Below are 17,004 nucleotides of genomic sequence, written 5' to 3' on the forward strand. Positions count from 1 at the left end.
GGTTCATGCCACCGATCTCACGCAAACCCCCACAACACACCCCCACCTCGGCCACCCCCACCCTCGAAGACCGCATCACCGGCGCCCTCGTGGGCGCCGCCGTCGGCGACGCACTCGGCGGCCCGGTGGAGGGCTACTCCCCCGACCAGATCCTGGAACGCCACGCCGGCCGCGTCCACGGCATCGTCGGCCCCTGGAACGGCGACGCCTGGCGTACGGCCCGCCCGATCGCCCCGTACCACAAGGGCGACGGCCACGTCACCGACGACACCTTGATGACGCACGCCCTGATCAGGGTCTACGCCGAGGTCCGCGACCACCTGGACGCCTACGCCGTCGCCGACCACCTGGTCCCCGACCTGATGACGACTCCCCGCTGGATCCCCGAACTCGAACAGGAGGCGCTCCCCCTCCACCGCCTCTTCCTGGCGGAGAAATGGCTGGTCACGCGCCTCCACTACGCCCACGCGGACCCTCGTGAGGCCGGCGTCGGCAACATCGTCAACTGTGGTGCGGCGATGTACATGGCCCCGGTGGGCCTGGTCAACGCGGCGAACCCGAGGGCCGCCTACGCCGAGGCCCTCGACATCGCCGGCGCCCACCAGTCGTCGTACGGCCGCGAGGCGGCGGGAGTCTTCGCGGCGGCCGTGGCGGCGGCCTGCGCCCCGAACGCGACGCCGGAGACGGTCGTCTCCCACTGCCTGTCCCTCGCGAAGGACGGCACGAGGACGGCGATCGAGAAGGTCTGCGAAGCGGCAACGCACCACACCACCTTCGAGTCGGCGCTGACCCCGCTCCGCGAGGCGGTCGCCCCCTACGACACGGTCGGCCCGGACTACCGGGCCCCCTCCCTCGGCGCCCGCCGCCCCTCCCGCCTCCACGCCATCGAGGAACTCCCCATCGCCCTGGGCATGTTGATCGTGGCGAACGGCGACTACCGCGACGCGGTGCTGGGTGCCGTGAACTACGGCCGCGACTGCGACTCCATCGCGACGATGGCCGGCGCGATCGCGGGTGCCCTGGGCTCCCCGGTCCCGGAGACCTGGTCGAAGACGGTCGCGGAGGCCAGCCGTCTGGACCTGTGGGAACCGGCGAGGACGCTCACCGCAGTGGCCCGCGAGATCCACGACCACGACATCCACCGCCGCCGAGCCCACGAGGCCGCGTTCACGGAGATCGGAGGCCTGAGATGCTCCGACTGACCTGGGTCCAACCGGAGGACCTCCTGGGCCACGAACTCCGCCAGGCGGCACTGGACGGCAGGGAACCCGGGGTGATCGCCGCGCGCTGGAAAGCGGCAGGCGGCATGGAGGCCCCCCTCAGAGCAGGCGCCTCCCCCCAGCCCCCGTCCCGCTACCTACGCCAACTGGCAAAAGACCTCCTGGACGAACTGTCAGACCTGCCAAGCACATTGACGGACCAGGAACCCACGGACCTGACCAAGATCAAGGCCGGCTGCCCAGAATGGCCCGCCCTCGCTCCGACCATCCCCACAGCACCCCCGCCCCCCGCGGCCTACGAAGCAGCCTGGCTGGGCCGAGCCGTCGGCTGCCTCCTGGGCAAACCGGTGGAGAAACTCCCCCTGAACGCCATCCGCCAACTGGCCGAGTCCACCGGCAACTGGCCCCTGACCACCTACTTCACAGCCCGAGGAGTCCCGGAAACCCTTCTCCGCTCCCACCCCTGGAACCGCCGCTCAGCCCCCACCTCCCTCGCCGAGAACATCGACGGCATGCCCGAGGACGACGACCTCAACTACCCCCTCCTCAACCTCCTCCTGCTCCAACGCCACGGCAGACACTTCACGACCTCGGACGTGGCCACCCTCTGGCTGGACGAACTCCCGGCAGGCCGCACGTTCACCGCCGAACGCATCGCCTACCGCAACCTCCTCCTCGGCCTGGAACCCCCGCACACCGCCCGCCACCGCAACCCCTTCCGGGAATGGATCGGCGCCCTGATCCGCGCCGACGTCCACGGCTGGACCAACCCCGGCGACCCGGCCGCCGCGGCGGAACAGGCCCACCGGGACGCCACCCTCACCCACACCGCCAACGGCGTCTACGCGGCGATGTTCACGGCCGCGACGATCGCCACCGCGGCGACCGGCAGCCACGACATCCACGCCTGCCTCCGCACCGGCCTGACCGTGATCCCCGCGGCCTCCCGCCTCAGCCGGGCGATCCACCACGCGATCCAACTGGCGGAAACCACCGAGGACTTCGACAAGGTCGTGGACGAACTCCACGCCACCTACGCGAGCGCCCACCACTGGGTCCACGCGATCCCCAACACCGCCCTGATCGCCGCCGCCCTCACCCACGCGGACGGCGACTTCACCGCGTCCATCTGCAAAGCGGTGAGCGGCGGTTGGGACACCGACTCCAACGGCGCCACGGCAGGCAGCATCGCCGGACTCCTCACCGGCACACCGGACAGGCTCCCCGACCGCTGGACGACCCCGCTGAAGAACCGACTCGCCACCTCCGTGGGCGACTTCGACGGCACCGGCTTCGACGCCCTCGCCCACCTGACTCACCTGGAGGCTTCCCACCCATGACCCACATCGCCGTACTAGGCAGCACGAACATGGACCTCGTCGCCTACGTCGAGAAGGCCCCGCAGCGCGGCGAGACGGTCACCGGCCGCGCGTTCCGTACGATCCCCGGCGGCAAGGGCGCCAACCAGGCGATCGCCGCCGCCCGCGCCGGCGCCACCGTCTCGATGATCGGCGCGGTCGGCAACGACCCCTACGGCGCCCAACTCCGCTCCACCCTCGAACACTCGGGCGTCGACACCGACCATCTCCGCACCGTCGAGGGCCCGTCCGGCACCGCACACATCGTCGTCGACGACGAGGGCGGCAACGCGATCGTCGTGATCCCCGCCGCGAACGGCACCGTCGACCACCTCGCCCCCGGCGACGAGAGCCTGATCGCCTCCGCCGACGCGCTGCTGCTCCAGCTGGAGACCCCGCTGAAGGCCGTCGTGGCCGGCGCCGAGGCGGCCCGCGCGCACGGCGTCCGGACGATCCTCACGCCCGCCCCCGCGCAGCCCCTCCCGCCCGAACTCCTCGCCGTCACCGACCTGTTGCTCCCCAACGAGTACGAGGCGACCACCCTCACCGGCCTCTCCGACCCGATCGCCGCGGCCCGGGCCCTCCTCGACCAGGTGCCGGCGGTCGTCGTCACGCTCGGTGCGGCGGGCAGCCTCTACGCGGCCCGCGACGGTGCCGACCCCCTTGCCGTACCCGCCCCGTCGATCACCGCCGTGGACTCGACCGGCGCGGGCGACACCTTCGCCGGCACCCTCGCGGTCGCGCTCAGCGAGGAGCGCCCGATCCGCGAGGCCCTGCACTGGGCGGCAGCGGCGGCGGCACTGTCGGTGCAGCGGCCGGGCGCGTCGGCGTCGATGCCGTACCGCTCCGAGATCGACAAGCAGCACAACGCATGACCGGCACCCCACCCCCCACCGCCCCGCTCTCCGGCCTCCGCGTCCTCGACCTGGCCACCCTCTTCGCCGGCCCCCTCGCCGCCACCCTGCTCGGCGACTTCGGCGCGGAGGTCGTCAAGGTCGAGCACCCCACCAAACCCGACCCCTCCCGCGGCCACGGGCCGTCCAAGGAGGGCATCGGCCTGTGGTGGAAGGTGCTGGGCCGCAACAAGCGCACGATCACCCTCGACCTCTCCAAGGCGGGCGGCCGGGCCACCCTCCTGCGCCTGGCGGCGACCGCGGACGTGGTCATCGAGAACTTCCGCCCCGGCACCCTGGAGAAGTGGGACCTGAGCTGGGACGAGCTGTCCGCGGTCAACCCCCGGCTGATCCTCACCCGGGTCACCGCCTTCGGCCAGTTCGGCCCGCACGCGCACCGCCCCGGCTTCGGCACCCTCGCCGAGGCGCTGAGCGGCTTCGCCGCGATCACCGGCGAACCGGACGCACCCCCGACGCTGCCGCCCTTCGGCCTCGCCGACTCCATCGCCGGCCTGGCCACGGCGTACGCCGTCATGACGGCCCTCGCGGCCCGCGACCGCACCGGCGCGGGCCAGGTCGTCGACATGGCGATCATCGAGCCGATCCTCACCGTCCTCGGCCCCCAGCCCACCTGGTACGACCAACTCGGCTACGTCCAGCGGCGCACCGGCAACCGCTCCGCCAACAACGCCCCGCGCAACACCTACCGCACCGCGGACGGCGGTTGGGTCGCCGTCTCCACCTCGGCCCAGTCGATCGCGGAGCGCGTGATGCGCCTGGTGGGCCGCGAGGATCTGATCGCCGAGCCGTGGTTCGCCACGGGCGCCGACCGCGCCCGTCACTCCGACGTCCTCGACGAGGCGGTCGGCACCTGGATCGCCGCCCGCACCCGTACGGAGGTGCTGGCGGCCTTCGAGAAGGCGGAGGCCGCCGTGGCCCCCGTCCAGGACGTCCGGGACGTGATGACCGACCCGCAGTACGCGGCCCTGGACACCATTACCACCCTCCCCGACCCCGAACTCGGGCCCCTCCGCATGCAGAACGTCCTCTTCCGCCTCTCCGCCACGCCGGGCGGAATCCACTGGGCGGGCCGCCCGCACGGCGCCGACACGGACACCGTCCTGACCGAACTGGGCCTGACGGAGGCCGAGTTGGCGGCGCTGCGCGCGGAGGGCGCCGTATGACCACACCGCTGACGTGGCTGTACGCCCCCGGCGACCGCCCGCACGTGGTGGCGAAGGCGCTGGCGGCCGGCGCCGACGTCGTCGTGGTCGACCTGGAGGACGCGGTCGCCCCGGACCGCAAGCCCTACGCCCGCGACGCCACCGCCGAACTCCTCACCGAACGGCATCCCGTCCCGGTCCACGTCCGCGTCAACGCCCTGGACGGCCCGCTCGCGGCGGCGGACCTGAAGGCGGTGGCCGCCCTCCCGGGCCTGTCCGGCCTCCGCCTGCCCAAGGTGACGAGACCGCGGCAGATCACCGCCATCGCCGAACGCGCCACCCCCGCCGACGGCGGCGCACCCGCCCTCTTCGCCCTCCTGGAGTCGGCCCTCGGCATCGAACACGCCCACGCGATCGCCACGGCCCACCCCGCCCTGCGCGGCATCGCCCTGGGCGAGGCGGACCTACGGGCGGACCTGGGCGTACGGGAGGACGCGGGCCTCGACTGGGCCCGCTCCCGCGTGATCGTGGCGGCGCGCGCCGCGAACCTCCCGTCCCCGCCCCAGTCGGTCCACCCCGACATCCGCGACCTGGAGGGCCTGGCCGCTTCCTGCGCCCACGGCCGCACCCTGGGCTTCCTGGGCCGGGCGGCCATCCACCCCCGCCAGCTCCCGATCATCGAACGCGCCTACCTCCCGACCCCGGCGGAGATCGAGAAGGCGGAGACGATCGTGAAGGCGGCGACCACGGAACAGGGCGCCCAGGCGCTCCCGGACGGCAGCTTCGTCGACGCGGCGGTGGTGACAGCGGCGCGACGGACTCTGTCGCTCGCCCGCCGCCGCTGAACCTCCGCACGACGAAGGGCGCCCGGTGATCCCCGGGCGCCCTTCGTCGTCGTACGTTCGACCGTCAGCTCTTCTTGGCCGACTCGGCCTCGTCCTTCACCGCGGTGGAATCGGCCTCGTCCGTCGTCTCCTCGGAGTCGGACTCGGCCTCGCCCTTCGCCACGCCCTCGGCCTTCTCGGCGTCGTCCGCCTCGTCGTCGGCGGCACCCGGCTCGACGACCTCTTCGCGCCCCGGGCGCTTCTTCGCCGAGAGGACCATGTAGACGACCGCCAGCAGGAAGACGATCAGCGCGGTCCAGTTGTTCAGGCGCAGGCCCAGGATGTGGTGGGCGTCGTCGACGCGGAGGTACTCGATCCAGAACCGGCCCACGCAGTACGCGGCGACGTACAGCGCGAACGCCCGTCCGTGCCCGAGCTTGAAGCGGCGGTCGGCCCAGATGACGAGCAGCGCGACGCCGATGCACCACAGGGACTCGTACAGGAACGTCGGGTGGTAGGTGCCCGGAACCCGGCCGTCCGTCGAGGACGTGATCTTCAGGGCCCAGGGGAGGTCGGTCTCCCGGCCGTACAGCTCCTGGTTGAACCAGTTGCCCCAGCGTCCGATGGCCTGCGCGAAGGCGATACCGGGGGCGATGGCGTCGGCGTAGGCCGGCAGCGGGATGCCCCGGCGGCGGCAGCCGATCCAGGCGCCCACCGCACCGAGCGCGATCGCGCCCCAGATGCCGAGGCCGCCCTCCCAGATCTTGAAGGAGTCCACCCAGTCACGGCCCTCGCTGAAGTACAGCTCGTAGTCCGTGATCACGTGGTAGAGCCGGCCGCCGAGGAGGCCGAAGGGCACCGCCCAGACCGCGATGTCGGCCACCGTGCCGGCGCGGCCGCCGCGGGCGATCCAGCGCTTGTTGCCGAGCCAGACCGCGACGAAGACGCCGATGATGATGCAGAACGCGTAGCCGCGCAGGGGGATGGGACCGAGGTGGTACACCCCGTGCGACGGGCTGGGAATGTAGGCAAGTTCCATGGCAGGACCGACGCTACCGTGCCGGGCGCCGCCGACGGCAGGCAGCCCGGCTACGGCTCCATAACAGGAGGGTCGGAATTCTCTTACCCCCCGTTACCCTTTGGCCGCGTCCTGCACCTGCTTCTTCAGCTTCGCCGGGGTCATCGTCTGGTCCTGGTAGATGTTCTTGCCGTTGAGGATGACGGTCGGGGTGCCGCTGAATCCGCCGTTGCGGAAGGCGGCCGCGGACTTGGCGACCCAGCTGTTGTGGGTGCCCTTCTCGACACACGTCCGGAACGCCGGCGTGTCCAGGCCGTCGACCTTCTTCGCCAGCTCGATGAGCTTGTCGTTCTTGGCGTAGGCGTCGTCCGTCTCCGGGGGCTGGTTCTCGTACAGCACGTCGTGGTACGCGGTGAACTTGCCGGCGTCCTGGGCGCAGGCCGCGGCGTTGGCCGCGGTGCGGGAGCCGGTGCCGCCCATGTTGCCGTCGATGATCGTCGCGAGGTGGTACTCGACCTTCAGCTGGCCGGCGCCGGTCAGCTCATGGATGGTCGAGCGGTAGGCGTCCTCGAAGGACTTGCAGGCCGGGCAGCGGAAGTCCTCCCACACCGTGAGCGAGGACTTGGCGTCGGCCTTGCCCACCGGGATGGCGAGCTGGTCGTCGCCATTGGCGCCCGACGGCGCCACGACCGGGCCCGCGGAGTCGCTGCCGTCGTCCTTGCCCGAGTTGGCGGCGACGATGCCGATCACCGCCGCGAGCCCCAGGACACAGACGACGCTCGCGGCCACGATCAGCGTCCGCCGCCGCCTCTCCGCGGCCTTCTGCTTCTCACGCTCGACCGCCAGCCGCTCGCGGGCGGTGCGCTTTCCCTCACGGTTCTTCTCGCTCACACCCCGGAAACGAACCGGGGAGGCGCAGCGCGCCTCCCCGGTCCCAGGTCCACCCGTTCGAGTGACCCGTACGAAACGTCCGGACTTGTTACGCCTGTCCGCGCACGCCCTTCGCCAGGTCACCGGCGAGTTCGCGGACGGCCTCGACGCCGGCCTTGTCGTCCGGCGCGTCCAGCATCCGCTTCACGAAGGCCGAGCCGACGATCACGCCGTCGGCGAAGCCGGCCACCTCGGCGGCCTGCGCCGCGTTGGAGACGCCGAGCCCGACGCAGACGGGCAGGTCGCCGCCGACGGCGCGGGTGCGCTCGACCAGGTCCTGCGCCTGCGCGCCCACCGACTCCCGGGTGCCGGTGACACCCATCAGCGAGGCGGCGTACACGAACCCGCTGCCCGCCGCGGTGATCTGCGCGAGCCGCTCGTCCTTGCTGCTGGGCGCCACGACGAAGACGGTCGCGAGGCCGTGCTTCTCGGCGTGCTCCCGCCACAGCGCCGACTCCTGCACGGGCAGGTCGGGCAGGATGCACCCGGCACCGCCCGCTTCCGCGAGCTCGGCGGTGAAGCGCTCGACGCCGTAGCGGTCGATCGGGTTCCAGTACGTCATCACGAGCACCGGCTTCCCGGTGGCCGCGTACGCCTCCTTCACCGTCCGCATGACATCGGCGATCTTGACGCCGCCGCGCAGGGCGATGTCGTCGGCGGTCTGGATGACGGGACCGTCGAGGACCGGGTCGCTGTGCGGCAGCCCGACCTCGACGACGTCGGCTCCGCCGTCGAAGACGGCCTTGATCGCCTCGATGCCGCCGTCCACGGTCGGGAACCCGGCCGGGAGGTAGGCGATGAGCGCGGAGCGCCCCTCGGCCCTGGCACCGGCGAGGGTGTCCGACAGCAGCTGAATGTTCCCGCTCACTTGGCGTCCCCCTCGATCTCGGCGAGGTCGGCGGCGTCGGCCGCGACCTCGGCGTCGGTGTCGTACAGGCCGAAGTAGCGCGCGGCCGTGTCCATGTCCTTGTCGCCGCGGCCGGACAGGTTGACGATGATCAGCCCGTCCTTGCCGAGCTCCTTGCCGACCTCCAGGGCGCCGGCCAGCGCGTGGGCGCTCTCGATGGCCGGGATGATGCCCTCGGTGCGGGACAGCAGGCGCAGGGCCTGCATGGCCGCGTCGTCGGTGACCGCGCGGTACTCGCCCCGGCCGGAGTCCTTGAGGTAGGAGTGCTCGGGGCCGATGCCCGGGTAGTCCAGACCGGCCGAAATCGAGTACGGCTCGGTGATCTGGCCCTCCTCGTCCTGGAGGACGTAGGAACGGGAGCCGTGCAGGATGCCGGGCTCGCCCGCGGTCAGGGTGGCCGCGTGCTCGCCGGTCTCCACGCCGTGCCCGGCGGGCTCGCAGCCGATGAGGCGTACGCCGGTGTCCGGGATGAAGGCGTGGAACAGGCCGATGGCGTTGGAGCCGCCGCCGACGCAGGCGATCGCCGCGTCGGGGAGCCGGCCGGCCCGCTCCAGGATCTGGCGGCGGGCCTCGACGCCGATGACGCGGTGGAAGTCGCGGACCATCGCCGGGAAGGGGTGCGGGCCGGCGACCGTACCGAAGAGGTAGTGGGTGTGGTCGACGTTGGCGACCCAGTCGCGGAACGCCTCGTTGATCGCGTCCTTCAGCGTGCGACTGCCGGACTTCACGGCGATGACCTCGGCGCCGAGCATCCGCATCCGGGCCACGTTGAGGGCCTGGCGCTGGGTGTCGATCTCGCCCATGTAGATGGTGCATTCGAGGCCGAACAGCGCGCAGGCGGTGGCGGTGGCCACGCCGTGCTGACCGGCGCCGGTCTCGGCGATGACGCGCGTCTTGCCCATGCGCTTGGTGAGCAGCGCCTGGCCGAGCACGTTGTTGATCTTGTGGGAGCCGGTGTGGTTGAGGTCCTCCCGCTTCAGGAAGATCCGGGCGCCACCGGCGTGTTCGGCGAACCTCGGTACCTCGGTGAGGGAGCTGGGGCGGCCGGTGTAGTGGACCAGCAGGTCGTCGAGCTCGCGGGCGAACTCGGGGTCATGCTTGGCCTTGTCGTACTCGACGGCGACCTCGTCCACGGCGGCGACGAGGGCCTCCGGGATGAACTTGCCGCCGAAGTCGCCGAAGTAGCCTTCGGCGGTCGGTACTTGACCCTGGGGGTCGGGGATGAAGAACTCGCTGGGCATGCGGAAACCTCACGGTGAGTGATGTGTGAACAGCACTGTTCGCCGTGGGGGCGGGGGTGATCAGTTGGCTGCGGACCCGTAGTGGCTGGTCGCGCAGTTCCCCGCGCCCCTGACGGGGCGCTGCTGCCATCGCATGCCGTTCACTTGCCCCGGCTCATCACCGATCACGTACCGCACCCTGCGGCCGTGCACCCTGCGTGCCGGCGCACGGCAACCCCGCGGGCGGCAGCCGCGCGCGAGGCGGGCGTACCGGTCCACGGTCGTCAGGGTCAGTGAGAGAGTCATCGGGGCAAGCCTACCGAAAGATCATCCGCGCCCGTGCCGAAGCGCGGGATGTGCGCCCGCCGCCACCAGGTCCGCCACCGCCGTCTTCGGGTCCTTGCCCGTCACCAGGGACTCGCCCACCAGGACCGCGTCGGCGCCGGCGTTGGCGTAGGCGATGAGGTCGTGGGGGCCGCGGACGCCGGACTCGGCGACCTTGACGATGTGGTCGGGGATCTCGGGGGCGACGCGCTCGAAGGTGCCGCGGTCGACTTCCAGGGTCTTGAGGTTGCGGGCGTTGACGCCGATGATCTTCGCGCCGGCGTCCACGGCACGCTCGACCTCGTCCTCGTCGTGGACCTCGACGAGCGGGGTGAGTCCGATGGACACCGCGCGCTCGATGAGGGACTCCAGGGCGGGCTGTTCGAGGGCGGCCACGATCAGCAGGGCGAGGTCGGCGCCGTAGGCCCGGGCCTCCCACAGCTGGTACGACGTGACGATGAAGTCCTTGCGCAGGACCGGGATGTCCACGCGCGCGCGGACGGCCTCCAGGTCGGCCAGCGAGCCGCCGAAGCGGCGCTGTTCGGTGAGGACGGAGATGACGGCGGCGCCGCCCGCCTCGTAGTCGGCGGCCAGGCCCGCCGGGTCGGCGATCGCGGCCAGCGCGCCCTTGGAGGGGCTGGACCGCTTGACCTCGCAGATGACCTTGACGCCGTCGCCGCGCAGTGCGGCCACGCCGTCCTTCGCCGCGGGAGCCTTCGCCGCGCGCTCCTTGAGCTCGTCGAGGCTGACGCGCGCCTGCCGCTCCGCGAGGTCGGCACGGACTCCGTCGATGATCTCGTCGAGCACACTCACGCGAGCGGCCCCCTTCCAGACGGTTGACAGTTCCAGCGACCGGTGGGAAAAGGCGGTCACTGCGATGGTATCCGCAGGAGGGCGTAGGCCTCGCATCCGGTTGACGGCGGTCCCACTACCTGGACGTTCGCCCATTGATCAAGGATGCAGCCAGCCACCGAACGGCAGGTTCCGGACAACGGTGAAGACCAGCAGCAACGCGCCCAGCGTCCACAGGTGGACCGGGCCGAGGTCGATGCGCAGCGGTCGTCCGCGCGCCGCACGGACCACCCAGACGGTCCACAGCACCGCGAAGCCCAGATAGCCGAGAACGGCCGGGGCGTTGGCCTGGAGCGCCGCCATGACGTCCCCGTGGGCGAAGGCGTGCGCGCTGCGCAGTCCGCCGCAGCCGGGGCAGTACAGGCCGGTGTAGCGCAGGAGCGGGCAGACGGGATAGTGGCCGGGCTCGTTGGGGTCCACCGCGGCCACGTAGGCGAAGGCTCCGGCGACGGCCGTGAGGACGCCGGCGGGCACGGCCAGACGGCTCAGCACGCGCGTGTGGGTCAGCACCCTCTCGCTGTCGGCGTTCACGCCTCGCATTGTGCCCCGCTCGGCCCCGGACGCGCGTGAGGGGCGGCTCCGGCACTTTCGCCGGTCCGCCCCTCCACGAGGTGGCTGCTGCCGCTCTCAGCCCTTGGCGCTCGCCGGCTCCGGCTGCGAGGCGAGGAGGTCCTTGTGGGCGTCCTTCGGCTGGCCCAGGCCCATCGCGCTCATGATCCAACCGACGATGCCGCCGATGACCACGATCGCCATGCCGGCCCAGAAGCCTGCGGGCTGGGCCATCACCATGAAGGCGCCCGCGACGCAGAAACCGATGAAGGCGATCGTGACACCGGTCCAGGCGGCCGGGGTGTGACCGTGGCTGCTGCCCGCCATGACTTGCTCCTCGTTGCTGTATTCGTGTCTGAGCCGGACGCTCGGAGACCATTCTTCCGCACGTGCACGGGAGAGGTGAGCAGGGGTGGCCCTAGCGGGTCAACGCGGGTGAGTGGACCCCCCCAAGGGGCGCGGGGAACTGCGCGACCAGCCACGGTCGGCCCGCACCCGAAAACGGGTCCTCCCCGGCGGAGCGCTACGCCCCCGTGGGGTCCTCGCCCCGATCCAACGCCTTCCACATCTCCTCAGGCCGCTCGGGATCAACGGCCTTCGCCCGCCGAACCGTCCGAGGCGCCCCGTTCCGCTCGTAGCGCCCGGACATCGCGGGCCACATCCGCCCGTACCGCAGCGCCAGCAACCCGGCCAGCAGGATCAACGCACCGCCGGCGACGGCGACGTACGGCCACGCGGTGTGGCTGAGACCGTCGACCGTGGCGGCCGCGTCGCCGGAGGCGGACGCCGCCTGTTCGTCGAGTGCCGAGCTGTCGGAGACGCCGAGCAGCGCCGCGACGACGATGCCGACGCCCGAGAGCGCGAGCAGCGCGGCGACCGCGAAGCGGCCCACCTTGCGGACGGCGAAGACGGCGACGAGCGCGGCGAGGCCCACTATGGCGAGGGCCGCGGGGACGCCCGTGACGTCGCTGCCCTTGGCGGTCAGCGGGAAGTCGCCGCCGGCCACCGTCGCGGTGCCCGACGACCACTGTTGACGGGTCGCGAGCAGCGCCACGGCCGCGCCGAGGGCACCGGCCAGCAGGGCTGTGGCGAGGCTGAGGCGGCCGGCCCTGGCGGGTCCTGCGGCTTCGGAACGGGGGTGAGGAACGGCAGTCACGTACTCCACTATCGCCCGAACCCCGGGCGAACCGTCACCCGGGGTTCCTATGAGAAGCGCCCTATTGCCCGAGCCGGTTCGCCGTGTGCACCGCGCGCAGCACCGCCGCCGCCTTGTTGCGGCACTCGGTGTCCTCGGCGACCGGGTCGGAGTCGGCGACGATCCCGGCGCCCGCCTGGACGTAGGCCGTACCGCCCCTGAGCAGGGCCGTTCGGATGGCGATGGCCGTGTCGGAGTCGCCCGCGAAGTCGAGGTAGCCGACGCAGCCGCCGTACAGACCGCGCCTGGACGGTTCGAGTTCGTCGATGATCTGCATCGCGCGGGGCTTCGGGGCGCCGGAGAGGGTGCCGGCCGGGAAGCAGGCCGTGAGGACGTCGAAGGCCGTCCGGCCCTCGGCCACCTTTCCGGTGACCGTCGAGACGATGTGCATCACGTGGGAGTACCGCTCGACGGACATGAAGTCGACGACCTCGACCGAGCCCGGTTCGCAGACCCGCCCCAGGTCGTTGCGGCCGAGGTCGACCAGCATCAGGTGCTCGGCGCGCTCCTTGGGGTCGGCGAGCAGTTCGTCGGCGAGGGCCTGGTCCTCCTGCGGGGTGGCCCCGCGCCAGCGGGTGCCGGCGATGGGGTGGACCATGGCCCGTCCGTCCTCGACCTTCACGAGGGCCTCGGGGGACGAGCCGACGACGTCGAAGCCGTCGAAGCGGAACAGGTACATGTACGGGGACGGGTTGGTGGCCCTCAGGACCCGGTAGACGTCCAACGCGCTTGCCGTGCACGGCGTTTCGAAGCGCTGGGAGGGGACGACCTGGAAGGCCTCGCCCGCGCGGATGCGCTCCTTGATGTCCTCGACGGCCGCCTGGAAGTCCTCGCCGCCCCACAGGGCGGTGTACTCGGGCAGTTCGGAGGGCGGCAGGACGGCGGGCGGCTGGGCCACCGCGCGGGACAGGTCCGCCTCCATGGCGTCCAGCCGGGCCACCGCGTCGGCGTAGGCCTCGTCGACTCCGGTGTCGAGGTCGTTGTGGTTGATCGCGTTGGCGATCAGCAGGACCGAGCCCTCCCAGTGGTCCATGACGGCGAGGTCGCTGGTGAGGAGCATGGTGAGTTCGGGCAGCTGGAGGTCGTCGCGCTCGCCGGGGCCGATCTTCTCCAGGCGGCGGACGATGTCGTAGCCGAGATAGCCGACCATGCCGCCGGTGAAGGGCGGCAGGCCCTCCTGGTGCGGGGTGTGCAGGGCCTCGATGGTGGCGCGCAGGGCGGCGAGCGGATCGCCGTCCACGGGGACGCCGACGGGCGGGGCGCCGAGCCAGTGGGCCTGGCCGTCGCGCGCGGTCAGGGTCGCGGCGGAGCGCACGCCCACGAAGGAGTAGCGAGACCAGGAGCGGCCGTTCTCCGCGGACTCCAGCAGGAAGGTGCCGGGGCGCTCGGCGGCGAGCTTGCGGTAGAGCGCGACCGGGGTGTCGCCGTCGGCGAGGAGCTTGCGCGTGACCGGGATGACACGGCGGTCGGTGGCGAGCTTGCGGAAGGTCTCGAGGTCCATGGCGGCTGACCTTACTGATCCGCGGCCGGTACGCCGGAACCGGCGCCGTCCTTGAGGAGCACGTCGGCGTCGAAGCAGGTGCGCGCGCCGGTGTGGCAGGCGGCGCCGACCTGGTCGACCTTGACCAGGACGGTGTCGGCGTCGCAGTCCAGCGCGACCGACTTGACCCACTGGAAGTGGCCGGAGGTGTCGCCCTTGACCCAGTACTCCTGGCGGCTGCGCGACCAGTACGTGCAGCGGCCGGTGGTGAGCGTGCGGTGCAGCGCCTCGTCGTCCATCCAGCCGAGCATCAGCACCTCACCGGTGTCGTACTGCTGGGCGATGGCGGGGACGAGCCCGTCGGCGCTGCGCTTGAGGCGGGCGGCGATCTCGGGGTCGAGGGCGGTGGGCGGGGGCGTGCTGGTCATGGGTGCCATTGTGCCGCGCGCCGCTGACAGTTCCGGCGTGGTGTCCACTGATTGGAAAAGGCGGCGCGAAGCGCCTCGGTGAGGGGTGGTGGCCGGGAGACGGGTGGGCGGACCCGCTACGCGGTCGTAGGCTGACGGCATGTCGACTTTCGCCAAGCGTGAACGACTTCTGCTCGCCGATCTCCTGGAAACCGCCGGCCCCGAGGCGCCCACCCTGTGCGAGGGCTGGCAGACCCGGGACCTCGCCGCGCACGTGGTGGTGCGCGAGCGGCGCCCGGACGCCTCCGCCGGCCTCCTCATCAAGCAGCTCTCCGCCCGCCTGGACAAGGCGATGGACGAGTTCGCGGCCAAGCCGTACGAGGAGCTCATCCAGCTGATCCGGACCGGGCCGCCGCGTTTCTCGCCGTTCCAGCTCAAGCAGCTCGACGAGGCGTCCAACATCATCGAGTTCTACGTCCACACCGAGGACGTCCGCCGGGCCCAGGAGGACTGGACGCCCCGCGAGCTCGACCCGGTCTTCCAGGACGCCCTGTGGTCCCGCCTGGAGCGCACCGCCCGGCTGATGGGCCGCAGCGCCCCGACCGGCCTGGTGCTGCGCCGCCCCGACGGCCAGACGGCGGTCGCCCACCGCGGCACGCCGGTCGTGACGGTGACGGGCGAGCCGTCGGAGCTGCTGCTGTTCCTGTACGGCCGCAAGAGCGCCGCCAAGGTGGACCTGGACGGCGAGAAGGACGCCATCGCGAAGCTGTCCGAGGGCAAGCAGCTCGGTATCTAGGGGTCACTTCGGGAGTTCGGCTCGGCGCAGGTCCCGTACCAGCAGGGCGACGACCCCGCCGAGTCCGCACACCGCCGCGCTGACGACGAACACCGGCCCCGTGCCCCAGGCCCCGATGGCCGCGGCGGACAGCGGCATGCTCAGCGGCGCGAAGCCCAGGCTGACGAGTCCGGAGACGGCCGTGACGCGGCCCAGGTAGGCGGCGTCGGCCTGGGTCTGGAGCAGCGCCCCGCACATCGCGCCGCTGAGCCCGGCGAGGAGCCCGACCAGCACGGCGGTGCCGACGGCGGCGAGGAGGCTGGGCACGAACGCCAGCGCCCCGATGGCGACGGAGCCCGCGAGGATGGCGTACGCCGCGACCTGCCCGGCGTGCGGCAGCCGCCCGCGCACGGTGAGGAGCAGAGAGGCGGCGCCGGCTCCGACCCCGAACCCGGCGAGCACGGCACCCATGCCGGAGGCGCCCCAGCCGCGTTCGTCGGCGAGCAGGGTCAGGCCGACGTTGAGGGGGCCGACGAACCCGAGGTCCCCGAGCGCGATGGCCAGCATCAGCGGGGCGAGCACGCGGTGCCGGCGGATGTAGCGCAGGCCGCTCACCAGGTCGCTCCAGGCGCTGCCCCGAGGGCTGTCACCGGCCTTGTCGTCGGCGGGCAGTTCCCCCACCCGTACGGACACGAGCAGCGGCACCGACACCGCGATCAGCAGCCCCGCCAGCCCGAACGCGGCCGCCGCCCCGCCCACCGCCACCCCGAGGCCGCCCAGCGGTCCCCCGACCACGCTCGCGAACCGGATCGCCAGGCCCCGCATGCCCTGCACGCGCGCGAGCTGGTCCCGTGACGTCACGCGCGCGGGTAGGGCGCCCACGGCCGGCATGAACACGGCGTCGACGGTGCCGAAGACGAACGCCAGCGCGGCCAGCGGCCACAGCCCGGGGCTGGTGAGGAACAGCAGCGCCGCCACCGCGAGGACGGCCGCGCAGCGCACCACGTCGCTGCCGATGACGACCCGGCGCGGTCCGAGCCGGTCGGCGACGACTCCCCCGCCGAGCATCAGCACCGCCCGCGGCAGCGCGCTCACGGACATCACGAGCCCGGCCTGCGAGGCGCTGCCCGTCTGGACGGCGGCCCAGGACAGGGCGATGTAGTACACGCTGTCGCCGACCATGGAGGAGGTGTAGGCGGCGAGCCAGCGCAGGACGTTGCCGTCGCGGTGGGCCTTGCCGACATGGGCCGGGGCTACGGCGGTGACCGTCATGACAGGAGCCCTTCTCAGACGCGGAACGGGAAGCCGTACACGTGCAACGCGACGTTCTCGCGCCCTTCGGTGTCGCCGGCGGCCTCGGCGGCCCGGCCCTTCTCGTCGTACTTCCTGGCGAGGGCCAGCAACTCCTCGCCCAGCTCGGACAGTTCCGTCGGGGTCAGCCGCAGCCAGGACTCCGAGTCCTGGCAGGCCGTGTTCCACTCGGGCCCCCACGCCGCGCGCTCGTCCAGGTAGCGCCGGTAGAGGTCGGCGCGCTGCTCATGGAAGAGGCGGGTGGCGGCGGTGTGCGCGGCGGCCTTCTCCGGGGCGTCCCGGAAGTCCGCGTCGCGGATGCTCACACCGTCCGACGACGGCTGCCACCAGCGTTCCCGGCCGTCACCGGTCTGCGGCTCGGCCTCCTCGATCAGCCCGTGCTCGGCGAGCTTGCGCAGGTGGTAGCTGACCAGGGACACGGCCTCGTCCACCTGGTCGGCGAGCTGTGAGGCGGTGGCCACACGGGCCACGGACAACAGCCGGTACAGGTTCGCCCGCAAGGGGTGCGCCAGCGCCTTCAGCGTCCCCACATCCTTGATGCGGCGGTTCTCCTTGCTTGCCATGCCGCTATCGTAGAT

General features: G+C 72.2%; 19 protein-coding genes. 6 read left to right on the forward strand and 13 right to left on the reverse strand.

What is annotated here, in order from left to right:
• Nucleotides 1-5: 5 nt before the first annotated feature.
• The 5 genes from EJC51_RS13755 to EJC51_RS13775 are packed head-to-tail and all read left to right on the forward strand — an operon-like array spanning nt 6 to nt 5,479.
• Nucleotides 6-1,202 carry an ADP-ribosylglycohydrolase family protein gene (locus tag EJC51_RS13755; RefSeq protein WP_126271339.1) on the forward strand — a complete coding sequence of 399 codons (1,197 nt, stop codon included), beginning with the start codon at nt 6-8 and terminating at the stop codon, nt 1,200-1,202.
• The gene (locus tag EJC51_RS13760; protein WP_126271340.1) at nt 1,190-2,560 is read left to right on the forward strand and encodes an ADP-ribosylglycohydrolase family protein; all 1,371 of its coding nucleotides are present in this window, start codon (nt 1,190-1,192) and stop codon (nt 2,558-2,560) included. The genes EJC51_RS13755 and EJC51_RS13760 overlap by 13 nt, the downstream gene beginning before the upstream one ends.
• The gene (gene rbsK / locus EJC51_RS13765) at nt 2,557-3,453 is read left to right on the forward strand and encodes a ribokinase (protein WP_126271341.1); all 897 of its coding nucleotides are present in this window, start codon (nt 2,557-2,559) and stop codon (nt 3,451-3,453) included. Before EJC51_RS13760 ends, rbsK begins: the two co-directional genes overlap by 4 nt.
• Nucleotides 3,450-4,655 (forward strand): CaiB/BaiF CoA transferase family protein, encoded by a 1,206-nt coding sequence (locus tag EJC51_RS13770; RefSeq protein WP_126271342.1) that lies wholly within the window; start codon nt 3,450-3,452, stop codon nt 4,653-4,655. The genes rbsK and EJC51_RS13770 overlap by 4 nt, the downstream gene beginning before the upstream one ends.
• Nucleotides 4,652-5,479, forward strand: coding sequence for an HpcH/HpaI aldolase/citrate lyase family protein (locus EJC51_RS13775; protein ID WP_126271343.1), 828 nt, complete (start codon nt 4,652-4,654; stop codon nt 5,477-5,479). Before EJC51_RS13770 ends, EJC51_RS13775 begins: the two co-directional genes overlap by 4 nt.
• Nucleotides 5,480-5,543: 64 nt before the next feature.
• Here the strand turns inward: EJC51_RS13775 and lgt are convergent, their stop codons facing one another.
• The 11 genes from lgt to hisI form a co-directional block, all read right to left on the reverse strand.
• Complete coding sequence (gene lgt / locus EJC51_RS13780) at nt 5,544-6,497, reverse strand: prolipoprotein diacylglyceryl transferase (RefSeq protein ID WP_126271344.1); 954 nt, start codon at nt 6,495-6,497, stop codon at nt 5,544-5,546.
• Between the two features lie 93 nt (nt 6,498-6,590).
• A complete protein-coding gene (locus tag EJC51_RS13785; RefSeq protein ID WP_126271345.1) occupies nt 6,591-7,367 on the reverse strand; it encodes a DsbA family protein in 777 nt (258 codons plus the stop codon).
• An 88-nt stretch (nt 7,368-7,455) separates the two neighbouring features.
• The gene (gene trpA, locus EJC51_RS13790; protein WP_126271346.1) at nt 7,456-8,274 is read right to left on the reverse strand and encodes a tryptophan synthase subunit alpha; all 819 of its coding nucleotides are present in this window, start codon (nt 8,272-8,274) and stop codon (nt 7,456-7,458) included.
• Nucleotides 8,271-9,554, reverse strand: a complete 1,284-nt coding sequence (trpB, locus tag EJC51_RS13795) for a tryptophan synthase subunit beta (protein ID WP_126271347.1) — start codon at nt 9,552-9,554, stop codon at nt 8,271-8,273. The genes trpA and trpB overlap by 4 nt, the downstream gene beginning before the upstream one ends.
• 60 nt (nt 9,555-9,614) lie before the next feature.
• Complete coding sequence (gene trpM, locus EJC51_RS49550; RefSeq protein ID WP_126271348.1) at nt 9,615-9,839, reverse strand: tryptophan biosynthesis modulator TrpM; 225 nt, start codon at nt 9,837-9,839, stop codon at nt 9,615-9,617.
• Nucleotides 9,840-9,860: 21 nt separating this feature from the next.
• Nucleotides 9,861-10,670, reverse strand: a complete 810-nt coding sequence (gene trpC / locus EJC51_RS13805; protein ID WP_097262811.1) for an indole-3-glycerol phosphate synthase TrpC — start codon at nt 10,668-10,670, stop codon at nt 9,861-9,863.
• A gap of 138 nt (nt 10,671-10,808) precedes the next feature.
• Nucleotides 10,809-11,249: a DUF2752 domain-containing protein gene (locus EJC51_RS13810; protein ID WP_126271349.1), complete on the reverse strand. Its 441-nt coding sequence runs from the start codon at nt 11,247-11,249 to the stop codon at nt 10,809-10,811.
• Between the two features lie 87 nt (nt 11,250-11,336).
• Complete coding sequence (locus EJC51_RS13815) at nt 11,337-11,585, reverse strand: HGxxPAAW family protein (RefSeq protein ID WP_059197486.1); 249 nt, start codon at nt 11,583-11,585, stop codon at nt 11,337-11,339.
• A 196-nt stretch (nt 11,586-11,781) separates the two neighbouring features.
• Nucleotides 11,782-12,423: a TIGR02234 family membrane protein gene (locus tag EJC51_RS13820; protein ID WP_126271350.1), complete on the reverse strand. Its 642-nt coding sequence runs from the start codon at nt 12,421-12,423 to the stop codon at nt 11,782-11,784.
• A 52-nt stretch (nt 12,424-12,475) separates the two neighbouring features.
• A complete protein-coding gene (locus EJC51_RS13825) occupies nt 12,476-13,954 on the reverse strand; it encodes an anthranilate synthase component I (protein WP_126271351.1) in 1,479 nt (492 codons plus the stop codon).
• 11 nt (nt 13,955-13,965) lie between these two features.
• Nucleotides 13,966-14,361 (reverse strand): phosphoribosyl-AMP cyclohydrolase, encoded by a 396-nt coding sequence (gene hisI, locus EJC51_RS13830; RefSeq protein WP_097273929.1) that lies wholly within the window; start codon nt 14,359-14,361, stop codon nt 13,966-13,968.
• Nucleotides 14,362-14,500: 139 nt separating this feature from the next.
• Here hisI and EJC51_RS13835 point away from each other — a divergent pair, with 139 nt between their 5' ends.
• Nucleotides 14,501-15,136 (forward strand): TIGR03085 family metal-binding protein, encoded by a 636-nt coding sequence (locus tag EJC51_RS13835; protein ID WP_126271352.1) that lies wholly within the window; start codon nt 14,501-14,503, stop codon nt 15,134-15,136.
• Nucleotides 15,137-15,139: 3 nt separating this feature from the next.
• Here the strand turns inward: EJC51_RS13835 and EJC51_RS13840 are convergent, their stop codons facing one another.
• Nucleotides 15,140-16,387 (reverse strand): MFS transporter, encoded by a 1,248-nt coding sequence (locus EJC51_RS13840; protein ID WP_126271353.1) that lies wholly within the window; start codon nt 16,385-16,387, stop codon nt 15,140-15,142.
• A gap of 14 nt (nt 16,388-16,401) precedes the next feature.
• Complete coding sequence (locus EJC51_RS13845) at nt 16,402-16,989, reverse strand: ArsR/SmtB family transcription factor (protein ID WP_126271354.1); 588 nt, start codon at nt 16,987-16,989, stop codon at nt 16,402-16,404.
• Nucleotides 16,990-17,004 lie beyond the last annotated feature (15 nt).

Origin of the sequence: Streptomyces aquilus, from assembly GCF_003955715.1 — a bacterium.
In the GTDB taxonomy this organism is placed as follows: domain Bacteria; phylum Actinomycetota; class Actinomycetes; order Streptomycetales; family Streptomycetaceae; genus Streptomyces; species Streptomyces aquilus.

Coding starts and splice junctions, on each gene's coding strand:
- EJC51_RS13755 (WP_126271339.1), top strand. CDS start 6: ATGCCACCGATCTCACGCAAACCCCCACAACACACCCCCACCTCGGCC.
- EJC51_RS13760 (WP_126271340.1), top strand. CDS start 1,190: ATGCTCCGACTGACCTGGGTCCAACCGGAGGACCTCCTGGGCCACGAA.
- rbsK (WP_126271341.1), top strand. CDS start 2,557: ATGACCCACATCGCCGTACTAGGCAGCACGAACATGGACCTCGTCGCC.
- EJC51_RS13770 (WP_126271342.1), top strand. CDS start 3,450: ATGACCGGCACCCCACCCCCCACCGCCCCGCTCTCCGGCCTCCGCGTC.
- EJC51_RS13775 (WP_126271343.1), top strand. CDS start 4,652: ATGACCACACCGCTGACGTGGCTGTACGCCCCCGGCGACCGCCCGCAC.
- lgt (WP_126271344.1), bottom strand. CDS start 6,497: ATGGAACTTGCCTACATTCCCAGCCCGTCGCACGGGGTGTACCACCTC.
- trpB (WP_126271347.1), bottom strand. CDS start 9,554: ATGCCCAGCGAGTTCTTCATCCCCGACCCCCAGGGTCAAGTACCGACC.
- trpM (WP_126271348.1), bottom strand. CDS start 9,839: ATGACTCTCTCACTGACCCTGACGACCGTGGACCGGTACGCCCGCCTC.
- EJC51_RS13810 (WP_126271349.1), bottom strand. CDS start 11,249: ATGCGAGGCGTGAACGCCGACAGCGAGAGGGTGCTGACCCACACGCGC.
- EJC51_RS13815 (WP_059197486.1), bottom strand. CDS start 11,585: ATGGCGGGCAGCAGCCACGGTCACACCCCGGCCGCCTGGACCGGTGTC.
- EJC51_RS13825 (WP_126271351.1), bottom strand. CDS start 13,954: ATGGACCTCGAGACCTTCCGCAAGCTCGCCACCGACCGCCGTGTCATC.
- hisI (WP_097273929.1), bottom strand. CDS start 14,361: ATGACCAGCACGCCCCCGCCCACCGCCCTCGACCCCGAGATCGCCGCC.
- EJC51_RS13835 (WP_126271352.1), top strand. CDS start 14,501: ATGTCGACTTTCGCCAAGCGTGAACGACTTCTGCTCGCCGATCTCCTG.
- EJC51_RS13840 (WP_126271353.1), bottom strand. CDS start 16,387: ATGACGGTCACCGCCGTAGCCCCGGCCCATGTCGGCAAGGCCCACCGC.
- EJC51_RS13845 (WP_126271354.1), bottom strand. CDS start 16,989: ATGGCAAGCAAGGAGAACCGCCGCATCAAGGATGTGGGGACGCTGAAG.